27 protein-coding genes are annotated in these 23,392 nt (G+C 36.1%); 4 read left to right on the top strand and 23 right to left on the bottom strand.

Translation table 11 applies throughout. The features are described from left to right. The first annotated feature begins 85 nt into the window (after positions 1 to 85). Positions 86 to 1,408 (top strand): ATP-binding protein, encoded by a 1,323-nt coding sequence (locus AB5542_RS01105; RefSeq protein ID WP_279040667.1) that lies wholly within the window; start codon positions 86 to 88, stop codon positions 1,406 to 1,408. 81 nt (positions 1,409 to 1,489) lie between these two features. Here the strand turns inward: AB5542_RS01105 and AB5542_RS01100 are convergent, their stop codons facing one another. From AB5542_RS01100 to AB5542_RS00990, 23 genes are all read right to left on the bottom strand, one after another. Next, positions 1,490 to 1,885, bottom strand: a complete 396-nt coding sequence (locus AB5542_RS01100; RefSeq protein ID WP_147344506.1) for a hypothetical protein — start codon at positions 1,883 to 1,885, stop codon at positions 1,490 to 1,492. Beyond that, complete coding sequence (locus AB5542_RS01095) at positions 1,824 to 2,123, bottom strand: hypothetical protein (RefSeq protein ID WP_118305558.1); 300 nt, start codon at positions 2,121 to 2,123, stop codon at positions 1,824 to 1,826. The genes AB5542_RS01100 and AB5542_RS01095 overlap by 62 nt, the downstream gene beginning before the upstream one ends. A gap of 121 nt (positions 2,124 to 2,244) precedes the next feature. After that, complete coding sequence (locus AB5542_RS01090; RefSeq protein WP_279040663.1) at positions 2,245 to 3,423, bottom strand: DegT/DnrJ/EryC1/StrS family aminotransferase; 1,179 nt, start codon at positions 3,421 to 3,423, stop codon at positions 2,245 to 2,247. Between the two features lie 189 nt (positions 3,424 to 3,612). After that, a complete protein-coding gene (locus AB5542_RS01085) occupies positions 3,613 to 4,242 on the bottom strand; it encodes an acetyltransferase (protein ID WP_279040661.1) in 630 nt (209 codons plus the stop codon). A 10-nt stretch (positions 4,243 to 4,252) separates the two neighbouring features. Beyond that, entirely contained in the window at positions 4,253 to 4,861 is a 609-nt protein-coding gene (locus tag AB5542_RS01080) for a sugar transferase (protein WP_279040659.1), read from the bottom strand. Positions 4,862 to 4,877: 16 nt separating this feature from the next. After that, positions 4,878 to 6,128: a glycosyltransferase family 4 protein gene (locus tag AB5542_RS01075; RefSeq protein WP_279040658.1), complete on the bottom strand. Its 1,251-nt coding sequence runs from the start codon at positions 6,126 to 6,128 to the stop codon at positions 4,878 to 4,880. A gap of 1 nt (position 6,129) precedes the next feature. Continuing rightward, complete coding sequence (locus AB5542_RS01070; protein ID WP_279040656.1) at positions 6,130 to 7,227, bottom strand: DegT/DnrJ/EryC1/StrS family aminotransferase; 1,098 nt, start codon at positions 7,225 to 7,227, stop codon at positions 6,130 to 6,132. After that, complete coding sequence (locus AB5542_RS01065) at positions 7,221 to 7,838, bottom strand: MBL fold metallo-hydrolase (RefSeq protein WP_279040654.1); 618 nt, start codon at positions 7,836 to 7,838, stop codon at positions 7,221 to 7,223. The genes AB5542_RS01070 and AB5542_RS01065 overlap by 7 nt, the downstream gene beginning before the upstream one ends. A gap of 5 nt (positions 7,839 to 7,843) precedes the next feature. Beyond that, positions 7,844 to 8,845, bottom strand: coding sequence for a ketoacyl-ACP synthase III (locus tag AB5542_RS01060; protein ID WP_279040653.1), 1,002 nt, complete (start codon positions 8,843 to 8,845; stop codon positions 7,844 to 7,846). A gap of 1 nt (position 8,846) precedes the next feature. Continuing rightward, positions 8,847 to 9,899: a 3-oxoacyl-ACP synthase III family protein gene (locus AB5542_RS01055; RefSeq protein WP_279040651.1), complete on the bottom strand. Its 1,053-nt coding sequence runs from the start codon at positions 9,897 to 9,899 to the stop codon at positions 8,847 to 8,849. Between the two features lie 4 nt (positions 9,900 to 9,903). Beyond that, complete coding sequence (locus AB5542_RS01050; protein WP_340279917.1) at positions 9,904 to 10,641, bottom strand: SDR family NAD(P)-dependent oxidoreductase; 738 nt, start codon at positions 10,639 to 10,641, stop codon at positions 9,904 to 9,906. 20 nt (positions 10,642 to 10,661) lie between these two features. After that, positions 10,662 to 10,889 carry an acyl carrier protein gene (locus AB5542_RS01045; protein WP_279040648.1) on the bottom strand — a complete coding sequence of 76 codons (228 nt, stop codon included), beginning with the start codon at positions 10,887 to 10,889 and terminating at the stop codon, positions 10,662 to 10,664. A 3-nt stretch (positions 10,890 to 10,892) separates the two neighbouring features. Further along, the gene (fabD, locus tag AB5542_RS01040; protein ID WP_279040646.1) at positions 10,893 to 11,819 is read right to left on the bottom strand and encodes an ACP S-malonyltransferase; all 927 of its coding nucleotides are present in this window, start codon (positions 11,817 to 11,819) and stop codon (positions 10,893 to 10,895) included. A 5-nt stretch (positions 11,820 to 11,824) separates the two neighbouring features. Then, positions 11,825 to 12,385 (bottom strand): GNAT family N-acetyltransferase, encoded by a 561-nt coding sequence (locus tag AB5542_RS01035; RefSeq protein WP_279040644.1) that lies wholly within the window; start codon positions 12,383 to 12,385, stop codon positions 11,825 to 11,827. Between the two features lie 9 nt (positions 12,386 to 12,394). Beyond that, positions 12,395 to 12,841 carry a sugar 3,4-ketoisomerase gene (locus AB5542_RS01030; protein WP_279040642.1) on the bottom strand — a complete coding sequence of 149 codons (447 nt, stop codon included), beginning with the start codon at positions 12,839 to 12,841 and terminating at the stop codon, positions 12,395 to 12,397. After that, on the bottom strand, positions 12,828 to 13,244 hold the full coding sequence (locus AB5542_RS01025) for a sugar 3,4-ketoisomerase (protein ID WP_279040640.1): 417 nt from the start codon (positions 13,242 to 13,244) through the stop codon (positions 12,828 to 12,830). The genes AB5542_RS01030 and AB5542_RS01025 overlap by 14 nt, the downstream gene beginning before the upstream one ends. A 2-nt stretch (positions 13,245 to 13,246) precedes the next feature. Beyond that, positions 13,247 to 14,353, bottom strand: a complete 1,107-nt coding sequence (locus AB5542_RS01020; protein ID WP_279040638.1) for a glycosyltransferase — start codon at positions 14,351 to 14,353, stop codon at positions 13,247 to 13,249. Between the two features lie 4 nt (positions 14,354 to 14,357). Further along, complete coding sequence (locus AB5542_RS01015; RefSeq protein ID WP_288215313.1) at positions 14,358 to 15,437, bottom strand: EpsG family protein; 1,080 nt, start codon at positions 15,435 to 15,437, stop codon at positions 14,358 to 14,360. Next, positions 15,434 to 16,885 (bottom strand): lipopolysaccharide biosynthesis protein, encoded by a 1,452-nt coding sequence (locus tag AB5542_RS01010; RefSeq protein WP_279040634.1) that lies wholly within the window; start codon positions 16,883 to 16,885, stop codon positions 15,434 to 15,436. The genes AB5542_RS01015 and AB5542_RS01010 overlap by 4 nt, the downstream gene beginning before the upstream one ends. 5 nt (positions 16,886 to 16,890) lie before the next feature. Beyond that, positions 16,891 to 17,964, bottom strand: coding sequence for a dTDP-glucose 4,6-dehydratase (gene rfbB / locus AB5542_RS01005; RefSeq protein ID WP_279040633.1), 1,074 nt, complete (start codon positions 17,962 to 17,964; stop codon positions 16,891 to 16,893). A gap of 2 nt (positions 17,965 to 17,966) precedes the next feature. Next, positions 17,967 to 18,848 (bottom strand): glucose-1-phosphate thymidylyltransferase RfbA, encoded by an 882-nt coding sequence (rfbA, locus tag AB5542_RS01000; RefSeq protein WP_279040683.1) that lies wholly within the window; start codon positions 18,846 to 18,848, stop codon positions 17,967 to 17,969. 10 nt (positions 18,849 to 18,858) lie between these two features. Beyond that, positions 18,859 to 19,605, bottom strand: a complete 747-nt coding sequence (locus tag AB5542_RS00995) for a hypothetical protein (RefSeq protein WP_279040631.1) — start codon at positions 19,603 to 19,605, stop codon at positions 18,859 to 18,861. 2 nt (positions 19,606 to 19,607) lie between these two features. Further along, positions 19,608 to 20,129, bottom strand: coding sequence for a UpxY family transcription antiterminator (locus AB5542_RS00990; RefSeq protein ID WP_279040630.1), 522 nt, complete (start codon positions 20,127 to 20,129; stop codon positions 19,608 to 19,610). 407 nt (positions 20,130 to 20,536) lie between these two features. Between AB5542_RS00990 and AB5542_RS00985 the strand changes: the two genes are divergently transcribed. The 3 genes from AB5542_RS00985 to AB5542_RS00975 are packed head-to-tail and all read left to right on the top strand — an operon-like array spanning position 20,537 to position 23,392. Continuing rightward, complete coding sequence (locus tag AB5542_RS00985) at positions 20,537 to 21,592, top strand: pyridoxal phosphate-dependent aminotransferase (protein ID WP_279037893.1); 1,056 nt, start codon at positions 20,537 to 20,539, stop codon at positions 21,590 to 21,592. A 13-nt stretch (positions 21,593 to 21,605) separates the two neighbouring features. Then, positions 21,606 to 22,343 (top strand): phosphocholine cytidylyltransferase family protein, encoded by a 738-nt coding sequence (locus tag AB5542_RS00980; RefSeq protein ID WP_279037875.1) that lies wholly within the window; start codon positions 21,606 to 21,608, stop codon positions 22,341 to 22,343. Further along, the gene (locus AB5542_RS00975; RefSeq protein WP_118304370.1) at positions 22,340 to 23,392 is read left to right on the top strand and encodes a CDP-glycerol glycerophosphotransferase family protein; all 1,053 of its coding nucleotides are present in this window, start codon (positions 22,340 to 22,342) and stop codon (positions 23,390 to 23,392) included. Before AB5542_RS00980 ends, AB5542_RS00975 begins: the two co-directional genes overlap by 4 nt.

Here is a 23,392-nt window from a genome sequence, read left to right as displayed (position 1 = left end):
TTTTGCAATAAACTAAGGAATACCTTATCTTTACACTTACAATGCACGTTGTAACAATACACGTTGTAACTCTAAACTATCAAATATGAAATTTTACAATCGCACACTCGAACTAGAAGAATTAAATAGAATCCAAAAACTTTCATTTGAAGAAAACTCACGATTAACCGTGGTCACAGGACGTAGGCGCATCGGAAAAACCAGCCTAATCACAAAAGCCTTAAAGAATCAGATCACAGTATACCTGTTCGTATCACGAAAAAGTGAAGGCATTTTATGTAAAAACTTCGCAGCCACCATCGAAAGTTCCCTAGGAGAAAAAATTGCAGGAGAACTTAACGATTTCAATTCCATTTTCCTATACCTCATGCAACTAGGTACGAGAAAATCTTTCAACCTCGTCATTGATGAATTTCAAGAATTCTATAAAGTAAATCCATCTATATATAGTGACATGCAAAACATTTGGGATGCCTATCGTAAACAATCTCACGTGAACTTAATTGTTTGTGGTTCCATCTATTCTCTAATGCACAAAATATTCTTCGACAAAGAAGAACCGCTATTTGGCAGAGCCGATAACATAATCAAATTATCAACTTTCAGTATTGAAGTATTAAAACAAATCATGCAAGATTACTCTCCAAAATATCACAACGATGATTTATTAGCACTTTACGCATTCACAGGAGGCGTTCCTAAATATGTCGAACTCTTCTGTGACAATCATGCATTAACAAAAGATCAAATGATAGAATTCATGATCAGGGATAATTCTCCATTTATAGAAGAAGGAAGCTTCTTATTAATTGAAGAATTTGGGAAAAATTTCGGGATTTACTTTTCTGTCTTATCTGCAATATCCTCAGGCTTTAACACTCAATCACAAATAGAACAACTAATTGGGGTGTCCAGCGTTGGCGGGTATCTAATTAAACTGACAGAAGACTATAGCTTGATACATAAACAACGCCCTGTCATGGCAAAACCGAATTCCTTAACCGTAAGATATACCATTGAAGATAATTTTTTACGCTTTTGGTTCAAATATATTGACAAAAACAGATCCATCATTGAACTAAAAAATTACGTCGGTCTACGTGAAATAATCAAAGAAGATTACGCCACTTATTCCGGGCTGATCCTTGAAAAATACTTCATTCAAAAATTAGCTGCCACCCATAAGTACCGAGAAATTGGTTCTTGGTGGACCTCAAAATCAGAACAAAATGAAATAGATATTGTTGCTATTGAACTAAAAGGGAAAAAAGCACTTGTCGCTGAAGTCAAAAGACAAAAGAAAAATTTCAAACCACAACTGCTAGCCGAGAAAGTACAACATTTAGCAAACAAAACCTTACCCCACTATTCAATTGAAACAACTTGCTATACGCTAGATGACATGTAATAATAAACGATTGCCGATCTGATCATCCTTCACAAGAATCATCAAATCGGCAATCCTTACCTATCAGAATCCCTCAATCAATCATTTTTTCTTCCCCTTCCATTCATTTCTCTTATCTGCCTCCAGCCGAATCGCCATCACCATCTGGTCTAAAAATGGCGTGACACCTTTCTTTCGGGCAAAAAGTTGATCGATCAACTGTCTGCAATTCGGGAACTCCACCCCAAAAACATTCGCCACCATAGCTGCCAACATCTCTTCATCAAGTAAATTCCCCTGTGGAGAATAAAGTTCCTGCACGAGCGTCAACCCCTCAATCATCTCCAAGATCATCATCTTGTAGGCCTTCGACTTCCAACGAATATCCACCTGTCCCCCCTTCAAGCAACCGAAATCCTTCATTAAAGACATACGCTTACGTAACGAACGCTCCTCTGCCACCACCAACTTCAAAGCCACGTTGATATAACACCGCACCCGTCCATTTTTTTTCAGTCTCGCTATCTCCCGAAACACGTTCCAACCAATATTCCAGACCAATGCGAGTTTGCTCCAACATTCTAACCAACCCCACGTAATCCTTCTCCGTGTCACATAACATCCTGATCTCACTCGTGAATTCCCGGATAGCATCCTCGTACACCCTCGGCTCCAAATTCTCCTTCCAATCCTCCGCCAGCAAAGCGAAAAATCTCGTCATCAATAAATTTTTCATCATTAAACATTTTAGGTATAAAAACAAAAAACCTCGGACACTCACTGCCCGAGGTATATTTTGATTCACAAATGAATCACTAAATCATATATTTTTTAATCGTTCAATTTTAAATCGTAAATCATAAATTAGAAAGTTGTTTCACAACTTTCGCCACTCTCTCCACATCTTTATCCGTCAATGTCGGCCCCGACGGCAAGCACAATCCTATCTCGAACAACCGTTCACTTGTCCCGTTACCATAGAATGGTGCATCCTTGAACACCGGCTGCAAGTGCATCGGTTTCCACAACGGACGGCTCTCTATATTATCCGCATCCAAGGCTAACCTGACATCTTCTCTCGTGAATCCGGCCTCTTCCGGTTCCACCGTGATACACGTCAACCAGTAATTCGAATTAAAACCTTCCCCTTCCGGCTGGCACATCACTTTCACCCCTTTCACCCCGGCCAGCAACTTCACGTACAAGTCATGAATCTCCCGTCTCCGGGCAACGTGTTCATCCAACACGAACATCTGTCCTCTTCCGATTCCCGCACAAATATTACTCATCCGGTAATTATAACCGATCTTCTCGTGCTGGTAATGCGGGGCCTGTTCCCTCGCTTGCGTCGCGTAAAACAAAGCTCTTTTCGCTTTTTCCTCGCTAGGACATATCAAAGCTCCACCTCCCGACGTCGTGATCATTTTGTTCCCGTTAAATGACAGAACCCCGTACTCCCCGAACGTTCCACATTTCCGTCCCTTGTATTCCGACCCCAAGGCCTCCGCCGAATCCTCCAGCACCGGAATCCCGTAACGATTCGCCACCTCCATCACCTCGTCCATCTTCACAGGCATCCCGTACAAATGCACCGGAATAATCGCCTTCGGCAACCTCCCCGTCTTCTCCAACCGATCCTTGATCGCCTCCTCCAACAACACCGGATCCATATTCCACGTCTCCTTCTCACTATCCACAAAAACCGGAGTCGCCTCCAAGTAAGCAATCGGGTTCGCCGATGCCGCAAACGTGAACGACTGGCAAATCACTTCGTCTCCCGGCTGCACTCCAAGCAAAATCAATCCTAAATGCAATGCTGCCGTCCCTGCGCTTAATGCCACCACTTGTTTCCCTGTATTTTTTAATTCTTTATTTTCAATTGATTCGTTTTCAATCAAAAAATCTCCAAGAGATTTTTCAAAAGCATTGACATTCGGTCCCAAGGGAACGACCCAATTCGTGTCAAATGCCTCTTGTATAAATTCCTGCTCCCGCCCACTCATGTGAGCAAGAGATAACCAAATTCTTAACTTCATAAATCTATGTTATAGTATTCCTCTAAATTTATCACCGATCAATTTACATTCATCTCCATCAAACACAATATAGGTAGTATATACTCAAAAAATCAATAGTAACACATTCAAAAAGATACGTTACTTCACAAAATGTCCTTATTCTTTTTTCTTAACTATCCTAACAAAAAATGCAAATGTTTTCATCAATTACAATTTAATCGCAGGATTCCCATACACTGTTGTTCCCAGCTTAACTCTTTTAATAACAAAACTCCCAGCACCTACACAAGCCCCATTCTCAACAACAACATTGTGATTGATAACAGCATTTGTATGCAATGTAACTTCCTCACCAATAACAACACCCCCGACACAAGTCACGTGAGTATCAACACGGGTCCAATTTCCCACACAAACATCATGTCCGATTACGGCAAACGATTGTACTAATACATTTTTACCAATCAAACAATCAGTCCCTAAAATAGCATAAGGAGCAATTATTGCCCCCTCTCCTATTTTTGCATTTTTACCAACAACTGCATTTTTACTTACTAACGTAATAAATTTTCCTCCTTTATGTAGAATTTTTGAACAACAGTTTTTTTTGGTTGCGACATTACCAATCGAACATGTAAAAACATCATCCATCTCTGGGATATAATCAACGATCGTCCCCAAAACAGGAGGATAATTTTCAAACGTATCTAGTTGATGTATATTATCATCCAAAAAACCTTTGATACGAAATTCTACCATATAGCCGATACAATTAATTGCTATATCAAAAAAAGAGCGTCCCATACCTCCCGCTCCAACAATAATCAAATTCTTCATCTATTTACAATTAATTACTTCCATCAAAAGCACTTTCCTCCGCAGATTTATTAAAATTGATATCATCTTTTCGGAAAACTTTTATGATCGTTAACAAAAAGATTTTAATATCTATTTTAAGAGAACAATGATTTACATACCAAACATCCAACTTAAATTTTTCAGTCCAAGAGATTCCATTTCTTCCATGTACTTGAGCCCAGCCAGTAATCCCCGGCCGAACCTCATGACGACGTTTTTGTTCTAACGAGTAAAGAGATAAATATTGAGGCATCAGAGGACGAGGACCAATCAACGACATATCACCTTTAATTACATTTATCAGTTGTGGTAATTCATCCATAGAAGTCATACGAAAAAAATATCCGATCTTTGTCAAACGGTCAGCATCCGGTAACAAATTTCCTTCTATATCTCGTTCGTCAGTCATCGTCTTAAATTTTATCACCTTGAATATCTTTCCTTTTTTACCCGGGCGTTCTTGAAAGAAAAAAACGCCTCTCCCCTTATTGACGAAATGGAGACAAACAATAATGATTAACAGAAACGGCCAAATAACAAAAAGAGCGATTAAAGCAATCGTGAAATCTATTAACCTTTTGAAAAAATACCTATACATAATGTTCCTTACTAGATTATTCTTGCTCTAACACTTTTTTCAATTGTTTCGAAAGCACCTCAAAATCAAAACGTTTTGCAACTTCACGAACCCGTCCACACATCCTATCGTAATTTTCTTTATCAAGGTGATATATCTTCAAAATAGCATCTGCATATTTCCTAGGAGTGTTTAATCCTCCAGCAATTCCAAGTTGATTATCCGTAATTATGTCATCGTAAGCTATGTTAACATTACATACTATCGGTTTCCCTGCTGCCAATGATTGAAATAATTTCCCTGAAGAGATTCCATAATCTCCGAATCCTTTCTGATAATTCAAAATATTCAAATTGGAATGTGACATCACATACGGGACATGACTTAACGGGATACACTCTTGCTTAAATACTACATTTGATATTTCTCTATCTTCACAATATTTCACTAAACGTTTGCGTTGATCTCCATTACCATAAATAAACAAACATATATCCTTATAATCGCTCAATAAAGATAAAGCATCAATAATTTGTTGAACATCATTCACTAAACGTATTGATCCCAAATATACAATTTTGAACAAATATTCATTTTCTATATCTTCATCATTCAGTGAATAGGCTACCTTATTTCGGTCAAAATCGTCAATTGACATTCCATTGTTAATATAATGCACTCTAGATTCATCAATTTTACCTCCACTGGATTTCGTCCAGTGCTTTCTTTTCAGATAATCTATACCACCAGCAAAGGAAAATATAATATCACTTCCTCTTTCATACATTTTACGTTCTTTTGCATAAGCCCATTTTAGCATTGGGTTTCGGACAGAGACAAGATTAAAAATGACAAAAGCTTCTGGCCATAAATCCCAAGCTTCGGCAATATATCGAACTTTCAATTTCCTAGCACAGGTACTTATCCAATAATCAAACGGAGCATGCATATTTTGCAATATCACATCAGGTCGTTCAAATTCATTTCTATGTCGTAATATTTTCCAAGCAAATTCAACAATAGACAACATTCGATCTATCCCATTACCTTGATAATGTCTTACTTTGATATGTACAAAATTATATTCCCCATAAGTCACTCTTTTGTATGATCTTCCATTATCAACAAGATCAATATCATTAACACGCAAGTATCCAGATGAAAAAATTGTAACCTTATACCCTGATTCCTGCAAATAATGCGCAAACTTAAGATGCCTTTCATTAAACTCGAATTCAGGAGGACTTGTATAATAATTTACAATCCAGATATGTTTCTGTAATCCCATATTAGAAGCTATTTAATAATTCCACAACCCTTTTTACATCTTCTATTGGCATAACTGGACTTATTGGTAAACTTAATTCTTCACAATGTATTTTTTCTGTAACTGGCAAGCTAAGTGTACTCCACTCTTTATAACACTCCTGTTTATGAGGAGGAATTGGGTAATGAATAACCGTCTGAACTTGATTTTCAATCAAATATTGCTGCAATTCATTTCGTCGTGAAGTACGGATAGGGAATAAATGAAACACATGACTCTCCCAATTACTAATTTTGGGGGTTACGATATCTTTGTGTTTGATGTGATCGATATAATATCTAGCAATCTGCCTCCTTTGCTCAATATCCTCATCTAAATGTTTTAACTTAACATCCAAGATAGCAGCTTGGATTTCGTCCAATCGACTGTTTCTACCAGTATATTTGAATACATACTTCTTCGATGAACCATAGTTTGCCAGAATCCTTATTGTCCTAGCTAAGACTTCATCATTCGTGGTCACTGCACCAGCATCCCCCAATGCTCCTAAATTCTTTCCAGGATAAAAACTATGCCCAGCTGCATCACCTATAGAACCTGTTTTCATTCCATTATAAACACATCCGTGCGCTTGTGCGTTATCTTCAATTAACTTCAACTTATACTTTTCACATATTTTCCCGATCTCATCCGTGTAAGCACACTGCCCATAAAGATGCACAATTAATATCGCTTTCGTCTTCGAAGTAATCGCTTTTTCAATCAAACTATCATCTATCTGAAATGTATTCAAATCAGGCTCAACCAATACTGGTTTTAATTTATTTTCAGTGATGGCAAGAATTGAGGCTATATAAGTATTAGCAGGTACAATTACCTCGTCATTGGGTTGCATCACACCTATTTCCAAGTAAGCTCGAAATATCCAAATTAAAGCGTCCAAACCATTAGCACATCCAATGGCATATTTTGTACCAATATAGTCAGCATAATCAGCTTCGAATTTCTCATTCTCTTTTCCTTGAAGATACCAACCGGAATTTACTACCCGCAAAATAGCCTCACAAATTTCATCAGTATACTTTGTTGTTACTTTCTGTAAATCTAAAAACTTTACCATACCTCTTTCAATTTAAATAATTCTCCATGACCAGGATAAACTTGTGTTTCTCGATGATAAAGACGTTTTATATTTGCAACACTCTCTTCAAATAAAACTATAGAACCATTCTTTTTATTTATATGTGGTTTATATTGCATGATCGTATCTCCTGTAAACAATTTATCATCGATAGAAAAACAAACAGAACCAGCACTATGCCCAGGAGTAGCTACAAACAATATAAAATAGTTCAACCACATTAACTTATTACCTAGCTCTTCTATTGTATAATCGACCTTCTTCACCACATAATGATACTCTGGATTATCATAATAGAAACTAAAATAAGATTGTCCTTCTTTCGGCAAAGCGATCTTACAGGCTTCTGAACAAATCACTTTAGGCTCATATTTTTCTATAAGTATATTACATCCCCACGTATGATCTGTATGCTCATGAGTTAATAGAATATAATCAACCGTTAATCGATTATTATCTATAAATTCTATTTCATTCAAACACTTTTCACTTGCCGGATCAACAACAATACTTCTTTTCAAAATATCATCATAAATAATATAACAATTCGATGACATTAATTCATTGATAAAACGCTGTACTTTAATCATTTCTCTTAAAAATACAAAAGCATCCCTCCCCATGAATAACCAAGTCCCTGTGCAACAGACAACACTCGAAAATCTTTCTTGATAATTCCGTTTCTTTGAGCTTCGTATAATGCAATAGGGATCGTCGAAGATACCGTATTACCAACTTTTTCAAAATAATGATAATACTTTTCTTCAGAGATTTTTAACTTGCGACGCAAAAGATTAGCCAAATATATATTAGCTTGATGATAAACATGTAAATTTATATCATCCATTACTAAATGATTCTTTTCTAAAACACTCTCAACCAATGAAGGGATACACTCAAGCGAATAATTCAAAATAGCGGGCCCATCCATATAAAGATTATCCGAAGATCGAGGATTTCCAAAATCATCAAACTGCAAATCATTCATTAGAGAACGGTGACGAGCTGCTCCCGTTTTAACAATAAGATTATTAGCCCCCTTGCCGTCTGTCCCAAATACAAAATTTCCAATCTCAGCTATCCCATCTGTACTTATTAATGTAGCTGCTGCTGCATCACCAAAGATTGTACGATTTCCTTTATCACGAAAATGTATATATTTAGAATAAGTTTCTGCAGTTAACAACAATACATTGGTTGCCATACCTCCTAGTATCATACCTTTGGCTATCGACAAGCCATATACGAATCCAGAACAACCTAAATTCACATCAATTGCAGCTATATCATGCGATAACCCCAAACGCTCTTGAACAAGACAAGCTGTTGTAGGTAAAAAATAGTCTGCACTTTGTGATACAAAAATAACATAATCAATGGATAATCGATCTATTCCACAATCTCCAAATAACTTCGATGCTGCATGAACAGCCAAATCACTGGCGGTCTCATCATCTGCCACGACATGTCTTTCTTTTATTCCTATCTTTTTATCAATCTTCTCTACTGTCCACTCAGGAAACTCCCGTTCAATCTGAATGTTATCCAATACTTTATGAGGCAAATAATAAGATATTGCTTTTATGTAAGCTCCCATACTATAACTCGTTTAATTTTAGAATTTCACAATTAGCTATATTAAGAAGTACTGTCCCATAAGCAAAACCGGCTCCTATTGCATTCATAAGAATTAAATCATTCATTTCAATTTTATCTCGATTTTCTACCATGCATAAGGGAATTGACGTGCCAGCCGTATTACCATACTTGTGTATAGAACGTAATAATTTCTCTGGATTAACTTTTACTTTTTTGGCTATAAATCCCATCATAAAATTGTTCGCTTGATGAAAAGCACATTTATCAATCTCATTGATTGATTTATTTGCGAACTCTAAAAGATGTTTAATATCCTTAGGTAATTCTGAAATTGCAAAGCTAAAGACATCAGATCCAACCATTACAACTTGTTCCAAATTACGAACACTTCCATCCTCGTATTCCCTCAATTTAAGCGTTTCTTCAGAACTCGGCATACGACTACCTCCGGCTGGAATAATTACAGAATCAATATTTGAACCATCAGTACCTATAGAGAAATAACTTTCCCCATATTGCACTCCTTTTCCGACAACCGTCACAGTTCCGGCATCACCTAATAACATTCCCGTTGACTTGTCACGTAATGATACCATCTTAGACAAAGAATCTCCAACCATTATCATCACGTTATTAATCGTCGGTAATTGAAGAAAAGAATACGCCATTAATAAACCGTGTATAAAACCAGAGCAAGACATATTTATATCATATACTATTGTCGTTTTTTTTAAACCCAGTTTATCCTGCAAAATAATTGATGTACCTGGAATTTTATAATCAGCAGTTTGACTAACAAAAAGTAAGACATCAATATCTTCTGGCTTGATACTTGTTTCTTCAAATATTTGACAAGCAGACTTATAACATAAATCAGAGGCACACTTATCATTATCCACAAAACGACGTTCTTCAACGCCCGTCGCTTCTATGAATTTTTCAATAGCTTCTTCACTGTAAAATTGGGTCAATGACCTCGTTTTTACAACATGATGAGGTACCGTCGCACTAATAACTCGAATACCTATATTACAAAATTTCAATAACCCCATACTCTTAAGCTAAACAATAACCACCATCAACAAGTAAATTAATTCCGGTTACCCAACTAGATGCATCTGATAACAAATAAATCGCACCATTTGCAATATCTTCCGGAGTACCTACACGTTTTAAAGGGTAACGCCCATACATCGTCTCCTTTAGCTGTTCCTCCGAAAACATCTCATTTGAAAGACCTAAAATGCTAGTAGGTACAAGCCCCGGACAAATAGTATTCACTCTCGTACCTTGGGCCGCAAGCTCCAAAGCTGCTCCTTTCACAAAACCACTCAATGCACCTTTCGTGGTTGAATAAGGAGCCTCTCCAATATTTGCAATATACACACCTGACATCGAAGCGATAAACACAATGGATGCTTCTTTTGACAATTTTTTTTTCTTTAGCAAGGAAGAGGTCAACAAGATCGGAGCAATCTCGTTTATATTAACAATCTCCTCTAATAAAACCCTATTAATATATTTTACACCACATATTTTAGGAATTCCTGCACTATGAACACAACCATTAATAACCGGACAATTCTCAACCAAAGAGTCAATTTCATCTTGTTTCGAAAGATCTGCTTGAATAGCCAGATGACCTGTACCTTCAAGCAGTAATAACGTTTCATTCAAACGTTCTTTATTTCGGCCGGAAACGACAACCCTTCCTCCCATCTTTGAGCATTCGACAGCGATGCCTCTCCCGATTCCAGAAGAAGCACCTGTCACAAGTATCGTTTTCTTTTCCAAGGAAAATGGATTGTATGCCATTATTTTGAAATAACTAAATTATACAAATCCTCAATCGTTTTACTATTACGAATATCTGTTCCTGTTACTCGTTTATCAAATTCTTCATCAACCATGGCGATAATTGAAAGTGCTGTTAACGACCCCCATTCTTCTAGACTTTTAAAGTCCGTTGATGACTGAAATTGTTCAACTGGAGTTTCATCAAACTCTTCTGCAAATCTTTTTACAAATTCTTCTAGTCTCATAAATTAATTATTTAAAGGGTTAAAATTATTATATGTAGGAATTTCCCAAATTGTAGTCACTTTTTTATCGGGATACATGCGATGCACTATTTTTTGAAGTGTATCATCTGTACCAACTTCATAAAACTCATTCACACCATCTTTTACCATATTATGCGTCATATCTGTCCATAACACAGGATGTGTAATATGTTGAATTAAATTATTTTTGATTTCCTCTGGATTCATGTGAGGCAAGGCATCAACGCATTGATAGATTGGAACTCTGGGTTTATTAAATTTTGTCTCCATAATAATCTTACCTAACTCCTCTCTTGCTTCATCCATGTATGGCGTATGAAAACTACCACCAATAAGAAGTGGTACTGCTTTCTTTGCACCTTCTTTTATAAATGCTTTACAAGCGTGCCGTACTCCTTTTTTAGAACCCGATATCACGACTTGCCCGGGACCATTATAATTAGCAAAATAAATAGGTTCTCCTGTTTCCTCCCAAATCTCTTTAATTCGACGAGTCACGTATTCATCTGAAAGACCAATAATTGCTCCCATACTCGTAGAATTCTTCTCACATACTTTTTGCCCAATTAAAGCCCTATTCAAAACTAAATTCAATCCATCTTCAAAACTAATTGTTTCGTTCACAACCAATGCTGCAAATTCTCCCAAAGAGTGCCCTGCAACAATATCCGGTTTTAATTCTTGTTGAGTTATTGCTAATATTACCTCGTACAAGAAAACAGCAGGCTGTGTATTTCTCGTTTCCATTAATTCGTTTTCATCCCCTTCGAACATTACATCGGTTATTCGACGACCAAAAAAATCATTTGCCCTTTCAAACAAAGCTTTCGCTTTTGGATAATTAATGTAGAGTTCTTTTCCCATTCCTTGCTTCTGACATCCCTGTCCAGGAAAAATAAATGCTTTCATACTAATTATTTTTCGTTTATAGGTAATAGTATCAATTCCAATTTAGTTTTCACATCATTAAATACGTTTCGACCATATTCATAATAGAAATTTAAATCATCACTTCCTGTAAAATCAACCTTCAAAATTTTATGAAATTTAACCACTTTCCGATTCCGTTTTCTTATATCACCTAACATACAATCAATTCCTAACATATTAAAAGCGATATCAAACTGTATTAAAGTAGCTAAGATGGGAAGCTCTATTAAACACCCTTTCTTGAACACAAAACTTCCTCCCACAGCTTCTCTTTTCATATCATCAATATTATAAATTCTGTTCACCCCCACGGACTCGCCTTCGTAACTATAAATAAAATAGTACTCTTTGCCACGTTCCTCTCTCAATTTATAATTCCTTATCCATTCAACTTGTTGAAGTACATCTAATGATGTTTCACTTATATAGCGCCCCAATCGAGAATCCGTACGCAAGCCTAAAATAAATTGGGCATCCTTCTCTTCAACAAATCGAACTTCCAATCCATATTTTTCAAGTTTAAAATTTGAATTTAACTTATTCATATTCTCACCTTATATATTATTTTTTAATTTTGTTATTATGTTCATTTTGTATCTTAGATAAACATCATAATCATGAATATAATCATTTGCATCATAAACCATTGAAGCTAGCACGAGACAAACAGCACCAGAAGAGAAGTTGCGCAATTCTCGCCATACACCCGGAACAACAAGCAATCCTTGGTAAGGACGATTCAGTGTAAAGGTTCTTTTTACATTACCATCATCAAGTACTACATCAAAACTTCCACTAGTAGCAATAATAAGCTGCTGTAATTCTTTATGCGCATGCGCCCCTCGTTCCTCTCCTCCTGGAATATCATATAAATAATACGCTCGCCTAATTTCAAAAGGTATGGTATTATTATTTTCAACAACTGTAATATTTCCTTTCCGATCGCTATGATGTTTATCTAATTCAATAATGGTACAATCGTAAACATTACTTCTTTTCATTAGTTATATAATTAATGTAATTGTTATAATTTCGGACATAGTCATTTTCATCGTATTTACTCGATGATAATATTAATGCCAATGAATTGGTTGAAAAATTATTCATTTCTCGCCATAAACCATTTGGCACATACAAACCATAATAAGAACGGTTCAAAGAAAAAATTTCTTTCTCATCCCCATCATCTAACAACACGTCAAAACTCCCTGAAAGTGCTATAATAAATTCTTGATTATCCCTATAAGCATGCCCTCCACGAACTTCTCCTCCCGGAACATCATAGATCCAATAAGCTCTTTCAATCTTGAACGGCACATGTTTAAATTGTTCAACGAATGAAAGATTTCCTCTTTTATCAAGAAATTTTGGCAATTCTATTACTCTACAATCCGATACTTTCATTATTATAATCTATTTAAAATTTTCACATACACATCTGCCTGCTTTTCCCAATTATATTCTTCTATAACGGCACGTCTTCCGTTTTGTCCCATTTGATAGGCTTCTTCTTTATTTTCTATCAAGAAACGAATAGCATCTCTTATCTGTTCGACATTATTAGGATTCACACAAATACCACAATGATATTTCGCAACCATTTCTCGATACATGGGAACATCTGCCAATAAAACTGGTAACGCAGCTTCCATACTTTCAAATATTTTAATTACGCCCCAAGAACCATCGTTATTACCAAAATCACGAAAAACATTAGCAATAGTTGATCTAGCAAATATCTTCTCTAAGTCCTTTAATGTAAAACCATCTATAAATTCAACATTTTTCCAATAGGGCATTTCTTTTATCCACGAATAATTATCATCTATTTTACCTGCCAAAATGTAATGTACCGAGGGAAGATTCTCCAACGCTTCAAAAACATTTTCCTGCCGACTAGTTTCATATACAGTCCCCTCGTAACACATAACATCTTTTCTAAGAAGGTAATCTTCACGAGAAAGATGATAATCTATATGAACTCGAGGAAAGTTTGTTAATAAATATGATTTTGATATACCCCATTTCTTTTTTACAACATCCAAAATCCAAGGAGTTACGATAAAAATAGCATCGTATTTTTTTAAATACGTTTTCATCATGTACTTATAAAACACAGAAACTCCCCTTCTCAAAAATTGTGGAATGTAATTCTTATCCCTAATCATATCAGGATAATACTCCCGCATATTAAACACCACTCTCTTCCCATGCTTTTTCAAAGCTCCTACAATCAAAATTAATTCCGGATCCGAGATCTGGTACACATCTGCATTGACATTCAATGCCGATTTTAATAATATTTTCCTCGTATGCAAAAAACGAGCAAATCGATTTTTGGGTTTAAAACCAGTAGCAATAATTTCGATCCCATCAAGAAACTCATTAGGCTTATTGTCACAAACAATATACGTCACTTTATACCCGGCACTTACAAGACTTTTGCCTTGCCTCTCAAACATTAACACATCATACCGGGAGTACAATCCTGTTAGAAAACAAAAATGTTTCATTTACTCAATTAAAAAAGAAAAAATTATACGGAAGATAACAATTTCGACGTCCAACAAAATCTGGATGGGAAGCATTTACGGTCAACGCATATATATATAAAGCTAAACCAAGTAAATAAAAAATACATCTATAGTTTTTTACCCTTTTGTAATAAGGCACGATCAAACAAATATACAACAAGAAAAAAACAGAAAAACGTGAAGCCATATTCTGTTCAAAAGAAAATAATTGCATCAAACAACAACCAATATTAAAAATTGAAAGATAAATGTTTAATCTTTCATCATTAGTGGGAAATAATTGTTTATAGCACAATAAGTTTATTACATTTATTGTATAAAACACTATCGGAATCTTATTCATGCCAGAAGAACTCCCCGTTTCTGCATATTTAACAAAACTTTCTGCACTACTACTAAAAACGTCTGAAGCACCAATCAATAATGAAAGATTAGGAATAAACAAATCAATTACAATTGAATTCAATACAAAAGAAAATGCAAAAAAAACAATATTAACTTTATTACTTACATGAACAAAACATGGTATTATAAATAAAATTGCAAATAAAGAGGCTACATGAATATTAAATGCAATAAATAACCCTATAAAAAATGGAACAATTTTTTTCTCCTTTATTAAGAAAGTTGAACAATAAACCATAATAGATAATGCCAGAAAGAAACGGTCGATTACTAAGGAAGTAAGAAAAAATAACGGAAAAGTTAAGAATATATAGATCGATATAGGAAAATCATCAGATAACCTTTTTAATGCCTTTATCGAAAAAAACATGGAAAAAAAACCAACAACAAGAAAATACAACTGTGGAAACTTAATCTCATGAGCGAAAAAACCTAACTGCCTTGGAATCCATTCAAATCTCTCTAATCCATAATCTGCATTCTGAATTAAAGAAGTATAATTCCAATAATCCCATCCCACTGAATATCTGCATCCTACAAAAAAAGCTAAAAGTGATATTAAAATAAATGACGCTTTTCGTATATTAGTACTAATACTTATCACCCATACTATCAATAACAACAATAAATATGGAAAAAGCTGTAATAATATCATCATGCTTTCAAATACCTTGTTTTGATTATTTCTTTATAAATCTTGAAACCTTCAAAAGCGAATATTCCAGAAAAAACTAAATAAGTCATCCCAAACACAATGCTAACAACTAATATTGTTAAGATGTGACCAATTGCTAGTTGAGACATGATTAAATATAATACCAAACCAAGAAAAATCGACAAGAAAAATGAAGGAAATAAATCCAGCATTTGTTTTTTCAAGCCGTAACCTATTGTTCTACCACTCAGAAATGATAATATCCCGCTGCCAATATAATTACCCACAACATGACCACCTAACACTCCCATAACTCCAAACTTAATTCCTATGATCATTAACAACAATTTAATAAAATTTATAACTACTTGAGAAAATAAAAACAAATTACCGCAACCTACAGACTTCAAGACACTGAAATTAGTATGTATTACAGAATTAATAAGTCCTGCAATACATACTAATTGTAAAAAAGGAATGGCCGGAGCCCATTTTTCTGAATACAGTAAAATAATAACTGGTTTTGATAAAATACATAAGAGTGTTATTAAAGGAAATGCTATGTATGTTATTGCAATTAAACTCTTCCTTGTACTATGAACTAAAGCACTATTTTGATCTTGAAGTTTTGATAATACAGGAAAAAGAACTTGGTTTACAACCATTGAAATTGAATAAATCGGAATCTGCCCCAATGATTTTGCTTGTGAATAATAACCTAATGTCTTTGCTGTATAGCATCGACCTATCACGAAAGACTCAACATTGGCAAAGATACTTTCTACCAAATTAGATAAACCAACTAAACTTCCATACTTAAACAAAACTTTAAAAGATTTGAAACTAAATTTGAAATTCATTTTCCAATTCCCATTAAACCAATACAAAAGACACAAAGAACATTGTAAAACAATATTTTTAATTACCAAACTCCAGACACCCAAACCTCCATACGCACAAATCACGGCAAACACGACACTTATAATGTTGGAACTTATAGTTATTATTGCTAATTTTTTAAAAGATAACGCTCTATTTAAAAGCGCAGAAGGAATAATATACAACGCCTGTAACATTATAACAATACACTCTATTCTCAGCATTGGTCTCAATATAGGGATATCAAAATATCTACTAATATTTGGTGCCAAAAGAAACAACAAGCAAAATAAACCGATTGATATAAACAAGTTCGTAGTAAAAACTGTTGAACAATCTATATCTTTAATTTCCTTTTTTTGAATCAACGCAACCCCTAAACCACCATCTATTAATATATCCGCAATAGAAGTAAAAATCAATAAAAGTCCTATACAACCATAATCATCTGGAGATAACAATCTTGCTAAAATGATATTACCGATAAAACCTATAATTAAAGCACCTCCCTTCTGAAATGCAGTCCATACTATTCCAGTTATCATTTTATATTTCAAAGATTGTTCTTGCATACTACTTACCGATTCTTATAGATCAATTCATAATATTTTTCATATTCACCACTCGTAATACAATCAATCCATTCTTGGTGTTCCAAGTACCAACGGACAGTTTTTTCAATTCCCTCCTCAAATTGTAACGATGGTTCCCAACCAAGTTCACATTTCAACTTAGTCGAATCAATGGCATACCGTAGATCATGCCCGGGCCTATCCGAGACATATGTGATCAGAGCATCACTTGTACCTTTGGGATTCTTTAATAATCTGTCAACAGTCTCAATAACAACTTTTATCAAATCTATATTTTTCCATTCATTAAAACCTCCAATATTGTAAGTATCAGCAATCTTCCCCTCGTGGAATATCAAATCAATTGCCCTAGCATGGTCTTCCACAAATAACCAATCCCTAACATTTTCTCCTTTACCATAGATAGGAAGCAATTTACCTTGACGAATATTATTAATAAATAACGGGATAAGCTTTTCAGGAAACTGATAAGGTCCATAATTATTTGAGCAATTAGTTACGATAGTTGGCATACCATAAGTATCATGAAAAGCTCTAACAAAATGATCACTTGATGCTTTACTTGCTGAATAAGGACTATGGGGATCATATTTATTCGTCTCTTTAAAAAGAACTCCATCAAAATCTAAGGTTCCATAGACTTCATCCGTTGAAATATGATAAAAGCGTTTCCCTGCGTATTTTTCTGATAATGCTTCCCAAGTTAATTTAGCAGCTTGTAATAAAGAAAGAGTCCCCATCACATTCGTCAAAGCAAAAGTAAATGGATCCCTAATACTACGATCTACATGACTCTCTGCAGCCAAATGAATTACACCATCAATTCGATATTTCGCAAATACCCACATCACTTTTTCAAAATCACATATATCCGCTTTTATGAAAGTATAATTGGGTGCACCTTCGACGTCTTTGAGGTTCTCTAAATTCCCAGCATAAGTCAATTTATCTAAATCAATAATATGATAATCAGTGTATTTATTAACAAACAAACGAACAACATGACTTCCTATAAAACCAGCACCGCCACTAATTAAAATACTGCGTTTATAACCCATACTCATACTAATTCATTGATTACTCTTAAAAGATATTGACCATACTGATTTTTTTTCATGGATTCCGCCATCTTTTGCAATTTATCGGCATTTATCCATCCTTTCCGGTAAGCTATAGCCTCTAAACATGCTACTTTTAACCCTTGGCGCTTTTCGATAACTTCTACAAAAATAGAGGCATCTGCCAGAGAATCGTGAGTTCCAGTATCCAGCCAAGCAAATCCACGCCCTAATAGTTGAACCTTCAATTTTTTTTCTTGCAAAAATTTCTGATTTACAGTCGTTATCTCCAGCTCCCCACGATCTGAAGGTTTAATATTTGTTGCAATATTTACAACTTCATTTGGGTAGAAATATAATCCGACAACGGCATGATTCGATTTTGGATTTAATGGTTTCTCCTCAAGACTTAATACATTTCCCTCTTTATCAAATTCTACAACACCATAACGTTCCGGATCATTAACATAGTAACCAAAAACAGTAGCTTTTTGTTCTTTCTCAGCCCTGAGTACTGCATCTTCTAACACAGGAGTGAACCCTTGTCCATAAAAAATATTATCACCCAAAACCAAACAAGCACAATCTTCACCAACAAATTGTTTTCCAATAATAAATGCTTGTGCAAGTCCATCCGGACTTGGTTGTTCAGCATATTCAAAGCGTACACCATAATCAGAACCATCTCCCAATAATCTTTGAAATCCGGGTAAATCTTGAGGAGTTGAGATAATTAATATCTCTCGAATACCAGCTAACATCAGCACTGATATTGGATAATAAATCATCGGCTTGTCATAAATCGGTAATAACTGCTTGCTTACCCCTTTGGTTATAGGATATAACCGAGTTCCACTTCCTCCTGCTAATACTATTCCTTTCATCATAAAATTCTTATCCGTTAAAAAAAGACATCTCTGTTTTGCTATAATTATCAAATACCCACTCTGCTAATACCTCAAAACTATTTATTAATAAATAAGTATCAACATTCGAAACTCTATCTATATACAAACTAATTAATTCATTTTCGACTTGCATATTACAGGCTTGCAAATATTCTCGCTCTCCTGCCTGATAATACTCCGGATCATCACTTAAAACATTTTCATAAAACAACATCGCCTGCCAATTCTTACGAGGAAATTTTCCATTTTCACGCCCCTCTTCCAACCACCGTCTCACGATATTCCCTGCAGCCACCTTGCATTCCTCATCATTAGCAAAATAGAAACAATGACATAACAAACGACATATATTTGATGTTCCACCTAAGCAAATAAGTTTTTTCACGTCTTCCGTAGCCAACAAGGCATACGCAACCTCCAACCCCAAATCCACCAACGGCATATCATCATATATCTGATAGGCATCCAACAAATCGGAGACATACCCGGCACGTTCATCACAGGGTAACGTTGCATCCCTCACTAACTTTTCTAATTCTCTCGCAATCTCCTGTATCCGCAAATAATTATCCCACCACGTCCCATATTCTTCTTCCAACCAAGGATAAACCCGGACAATTGAACAAACAGACAAATATCCATGTAATAAACCGGACAGAGCCGAAGGCGGACACGAGTTCACACGAATCTTTCCTACCCGCTTGTACAAATCAATAAAAACATTCATGTCCATAACTACTCAATTTTCTCCAAAAAAGATCCCGGAATATAAGAAGTTGCGATAGAGACAACTCCTTCCAATCGTACAATCACTCGTTTATGCCCTTTGATGCGAAGTAATTCCCCTTCAAGCCCGGTTAAGGGACCTTTGATCACTCGAACTCGATCACCATGTTTCAAGTTCTTATTCACCAATTCAATAGATTCCGGGGAAAAATCCAACAAAAACATGAAATCTTCCATTTGTTTATCAGGAACAATCAAAGAATGCCGATTTTCCCGATCTTTTATATAACAGATATTCAAAGCATAATCATTAATTAGGGAAAAACTCATTGTACGACTTACTCGAATAAAGATTAGCCCGTGAATAAGAACCACCCGTATTTTCTTTTTCCCACCCGGAGTATCCCGAACCTGTTCATTCATGGGTAGAAAATTTTCTATCCCAAGTTCATCTAATCTTGATTTTATAATTAATTCCTGGTTTACACGAACATAAGCCGCATACCAGTGCAATTCATGACTTTCATCCATTGAAATGTTCTTGATTTTACAAGGTCTGATTAGAACCTCATTTTTCGAATATATTTATGAAACGATTAAATACGCTTCGCGCACAAACCCTTAATTCGGGTTCTAATTAGTTCCATGCGTTCCGGACACCACACTTAAACAGTCGTAATGCTGCGGAAACTGTCCCGTGTAAAAACATACACTCATCAAAACTTGCATTAGCAAGTAATCGAACAAAAAACGACAGAATTGATATTATATTAGAATCAAATAACGATCGTTTAATAATACGCAAATTTAACCAATAAACTCAACAAATACAAACAAACACTCATTTATTAATCACAACTGTTAATCAGCTAGTTGCGCTTATTCCTTCTTGGAGAAAATTACATGCAGAAAAAATGTCAACAAACGATCAATTTATGATGGGAAAGAAAATTGCATACCTTGACCGCAATGAATACAACTACGGTCCCGCCCCGGAAATTGAAAAAGTCTTAAGAAACTTTGATCCGGACAAATTATGTTTTTACACAAGAATTTACGATGAAGGCAAAAAGAGTATTCTATCCGATTACATCGCCGAACTATATGATATTCCGGAAAAACAAGTCATTTTGGGATATGGTGGAGAAGATATATTAAAACAAGTCGTTCACTACTTCCTATCCGGTGGCCAAAAACAAAAAACACTATTAATCCCTAAATTTTCATGGTGGTACTACAAATCCATCGCGGACGAGGTAAACGGACGAACCGTCTTCTACCCGCTATTCGAGGACGGAAACACGTTCAAATATGATATTCAGAGCATCCGGGAAACGGTAGAACGGGAAAACCCGGAAATCGTGTTAATTGCCTCCCCGAACAATCCGACCGGAAATTCCTTGTCAAAAGAAGAGTTACACGAAATCCTCTCCTTTATTCCCCGGGAAACAGCCATTGTCATTGACGAGGCTTACGCATCTTTTAGCAATAAAGACACGTCATACATAAAACCACTCATTGAAGAGTTTCCGAATTTACTGATCATCCGGACCCTCTCCAAGTTCTACGGACTTCCCGGATTACGTCTCGGCTTTGCCTTTATCGGGAAGAATTTGTCCTCGTTCTTGAATTACAGCACGAAATATTTAGGTTATAACCGACTTTCCGAAGAAATCGGTATTGCCGTATTGAAAGCAAACGATTATTACCAGAACGTGGCAGACCTCATGGCAGAAGACCGGGAAACCTATATGCGGGAAATCGGTGCCTTGGAAGGATTCAAAGTGTATCACTCGGAAGCAAACTTTATTCTGGTGAAATACCCGATTTCATTAAAATCCCAATTACAGGATGCGTTCAAAGCGAAAGACCTAATCATCAAATTCATGAACGAGGAAGATATTAACACGCACATGCGGATCACGTTGGGAACCCAAAAACAAAACCGTTTGGTGATAGACACCATCAAAGAAGTCGTGTCAACCCCATCCTAACCCGGCAACGTGTATGAAAGCTATAATCCTTGCCGCAGGCATTGCCTCCCGGTTACGACCGCTCACAAACGATCGGCCGAAATGCCTGTTAAAAATAGGCAATCGTTCTTTGTTGGAAAGAACGATTGATGCCTTATTGGAAAATAATATCCGTGAAATTGTTATCGTTACCGGATACTTGCATGAAATGCTGGAATCTTTCGTGCAAACTCGCTACCCTTCTTTAAGCGTCAAATTCATCCACAATGAACTTTACGCCACCACCAATAACATATATTCCTTGTGGCTGGCATTACCCGAAGTTCAACAGGAAAAAGAAATTATTCTACTTGACAGCGACATTTTATTTGATCCGCTCATGATAAAAATATTACGGGATGCCCCTCATGCTAACTGCCTGGCACTGGACAGTCATAAACTCGGGGAGGAAGAGATCAAAGTCATCGTAAACGGGAAAAATCAAATCACAGAACTCAGCAAAACGTGTTCCATAGAAAAGGCCATTGGTGAATCCATCGGCATTGAAAAAATATCTCATGCCTATCTCATTGCCCTACACGAAGAACTGGAACACATGATCCTACACGAAAAACTGGATAATGTTTTTTATGAATTAGCCTTCGAACGCTTGATTGCACGAGGACAATATTTCTATCCGGTGGACACGAGCGCCTATTTCTCCATGGAGCTTGACACTCCCGAAGATTTTCACGATGCCATCAATCGAATACCCAAACACCTACAAGCATGAAAATTGTACTATTTTGCGAACAAAAATACGCGATAAATATTTTACAACCTCTCGAAGTCGAGGCCAATAAAGAAGGGGGACATTCCGTGATATGGTATGTTCAACCCAAAAATATCCCGGACTTTCCGTTAAAAGACGAGGTGAAATGGACAAACAGCATACAGGAAATCTACGATTTTTCCCCGGATGTCCTATTCGTTCCCTGCAACATCGTTCCCTACTATTTACCGGGAGTGAAAATACAAATCTTTCACGGCTACGCTGCCGAGAAAAAGGATCATTGGGTAATCCGCCGTTATTTTGACACCTATTTTACCCAAGGCCCATTCTTCACGGAAGGCTTTAAAGCACTTGCCAAAAAATACAAGGATTTTGAAGTTGTAGAAACAGGATGGCCTCGCCAAGACTGGATTTATGAAAATCTCCACACTTTTGACACTGAAAAAAACGCACTACTCCGAAAGCACCAGAAAAGCAAATTGGCCTTGTATGCCCCAACCTTTTCTCCATCGTTAACTTCACTGCCATTCATAAAAGAGGGACTGGAAAAATTAGCCCGGGAAAAAGATGTCTTACTTATTCTGAAATTTCACCCGTTAACCCGGAGTGAATGGATGGAAGAATACAGGCAATTGGCAGAGGAACATGAAAATATGCTTTGGGTAGAGGATCACAATATCACGAAATACCAGATCATGGCCGATGTCATGATTAGTGACACCTCTTCGACCGTGTACGAATTCCTGCTACTCGACAAACCAGTCATCACGTACAAGACCATTGCCAAAGATATTTACTGGCTGGATATTCAACATCCGGAAGATCTTCCCGACGCCTTCGATCTCGTACTTCAAGATACCGTACTCGCCTCAAAACGCAAATGGATCATCGACAACTACGACCCCTATCTGGACGGGAAAGTTTGCCACCGTATGCTTGACGCCGCCAGAGACTATATCTCCCGCCACGGAGTACCCAAGAAACGAAAATTAAATCTTTGGCGTAAATACACCAGTATCAAGAAGTTCGGCAAAGTCAAAAGAAGATAA

The sequence above is a fragment of the Butyricimonas sp. RTP31003st1_G1_RTP31003_210430 genome (genome assembly GCF_040920905.1).
In the GTDB taxonomy this organism is placed as follows: Bacteria; Bacteroidota; Bacteroidia; order Bacteroidales; family Marinifilaceae; genus Butyricimonas; species Butyricimonas paravirosa.
The sequence above is the reverse complement of the archived record's forward strand: the minus strand, read 5'-3'. Positions and strand labels throughout refer to the sequence as shown.

What these genes read in the sequence shown, in the direction of transcription:
- AB5542_RS01105 (WP_279040667.1), top strand. Translation starts at nt 86, where the DNA reads ATGAAATTTTACAATCGCACACTCGAACTAGAAGAATTAAATAGAATC.
- AB5542_RS00980 (WP_279037875.1), top strand. Translation starts at nt 21,606, where the DNA reads ATGAAAGCTATAATCCTTGCCGCAGGCATTGCCTCCCGGTTACGACCG.
- AB5542_RS01025 (WP_279040640.1), bottom strand. Translation starts at nt 13,244, where the DNA reads ATGAAAGTATCGGATTGTAGAGTAATAGAATTGCCAAAATTTCTTGAT.
- AB5542_RS01075 (WP_279040658.1), bottom strand. Translation starts at nt 6,128, where the DNA reads ATGGGATTACAGAAACATATCTGGATTGTAAATTATTATACAAGTCCT.
- AB5542_RS01030 (WP_279040642.1), bottom strand. Translation starts at nt 12,841, where the DNA reads ATGAAAAGAAGTAATGTTTACGATTGTACCATTATTGAATTAGATAAA.
- AB5542_RS01080 (WP_279040659.1), bottom strand. Translation starts at nt 4,861, where the DNA reads ATGTATAGGTATTTTTTCAAAAGGTTAATAGATTTCACGATTGCTTTA.
- AB5542_RS00995 (WP_279040631.1), bottom strand. Translation starts at nt 19,605, where the DNA reads ATGGACATGAATGTTTTTATTGATTTGTACAAGCGGGTAGGAAAGATT.
- AB5542_RS01060 (WP_279040653.1), bottom strand. Translation starts at nt 8,845, where the DNA reads ATGGGAGCTTACATAAAAGCAATATCTTATTATTTGCCTCATAAAGTA.
- AB5542_RS00985 (WP_279037893.1), top strand. Translation starts at nt 20,537, where the DNA reads ATGGGAAAGAAAATTGCATACCTTGACCGCAATGAATACAACTACGGT.
- AB5542_RS01035 (WP_279040644.1), bottom strand. Translation starts at nt 12,385, where the DNA reads ATGAATAAGTTAAATTCAAATTTTAAACTTGAAAAATATGGATTGGAA.
- AB5542_RS00975 (WP_118304370.1), top strand. Translation starts at nt 22,340, where the DNA reads ATGAAAATTGTACTATTTTGCGAACAAAAATACGCGATAAATATTTTA.
- AB5542_RS01010 (WP_279040634.1), bottom strand. Translation starts at nt 16,885, where the DNA reads ATGCAAGAACAATCTTTGAAATATAAAATGATAACTGGAATAGTATGG.
- fabD (WP_279040646.1), bottom strand. Translation starts at nt 11,819, where the DNA reads ATGAAAGCATTTATTTTTCCTGGACAGGGATGTCAGAAGCAAGGAATG.
- AB5542_RS01090 (WP_279040663.1), bottom strand. Translation starts at nt 3,423, where the DNA reads ATGAAGTTAAGAATTTGGTTATCTCTTGCTCACATGAGTGGGCGGGAG.
- AB5542_RS01015 (WP_288215313.1), bottom strand. Translation starts at nt 15,437, where the DNA reads ATGATGATATTATTACAGCTTTTTCCATATTTATTGTTGTTATTGATA.
- AB5542_RS01045 (WP_279040648.1), bottom strand. Translation starts at nt 10,889, where the DNA reads ATGAGACTAGAAGAATTTGTAAAAAGATTTGCAGAAGAGTTTGATGAA.
- AB5542_RS01070 (WP_279040656.1), bottom strand. Translation starts at nt 7,227, where the DNA reads ATGGTAAAGTTTTTAGATTTACAGAAAGTAACAACAAAGTATACTGAT.
- rfbA (WP_279040683.1), bottom strand. Translation starts at nt 18,848, where the DNA reads ATGAAAGGAATAGTATTAGCAGGAGGAAGTGGAACTCGGTTATATCCT.
- AB5542_RS01095 (WP_118305558.1), bottom strand. Translation starts at nt 2,123, where the DNA reads ATGAAAAATTTATTGATGACGAGATTTTTCGCTTTGCTGGCGGAGGAT.
- AB5542_RS00990 (WP_279040630.1), bottom strand. Translation starts at nt 20,129, where the DNA reads ATGGATGAAAGTCATGAATTGCACTGGTATGCGGCTTATGTTCGTGTA.
- rfbB (WP_279040633.1), bottom strand. Translation starts at nt 17,964, where the DNA reads ATGGGTTATAAACGCAGTATTTTAATTAGTGGCGGTGCTGGTTTTATA.
- AB5542_RS01085 (WP_279040661.1), bottom strand. Translation starts at nt 4,242, where the DNA reads ATGAAGAATTTGATTATTGTTGGAGCGGGAGGTATGGGACGCTCTTTT.
- AB5542_RS01065 (WP_279040654.1), bottom strand. Translation starts at nt 7,838, where the DNA reads ATGATTAAAGTACAGCGTTTTATCAATGAATTAATGTCATCGAATTGT.
- AB5542_RS01055 (WP_279040651.1), bottom strand. Translation starts at nt 9,899, where the DNA reads ATGGGGTTATTGAAATTTTGTAATATAGGTATTCGAGTTATTAGTGCG.
- AB5542_RS01020 (WP_279040638.1), bottom strand. Translation starts at nt 14,353, where the DNA reads ATGAAACATTTTTGTTTTCTAACAGGATTGTACTCCCGGTATGATGTG.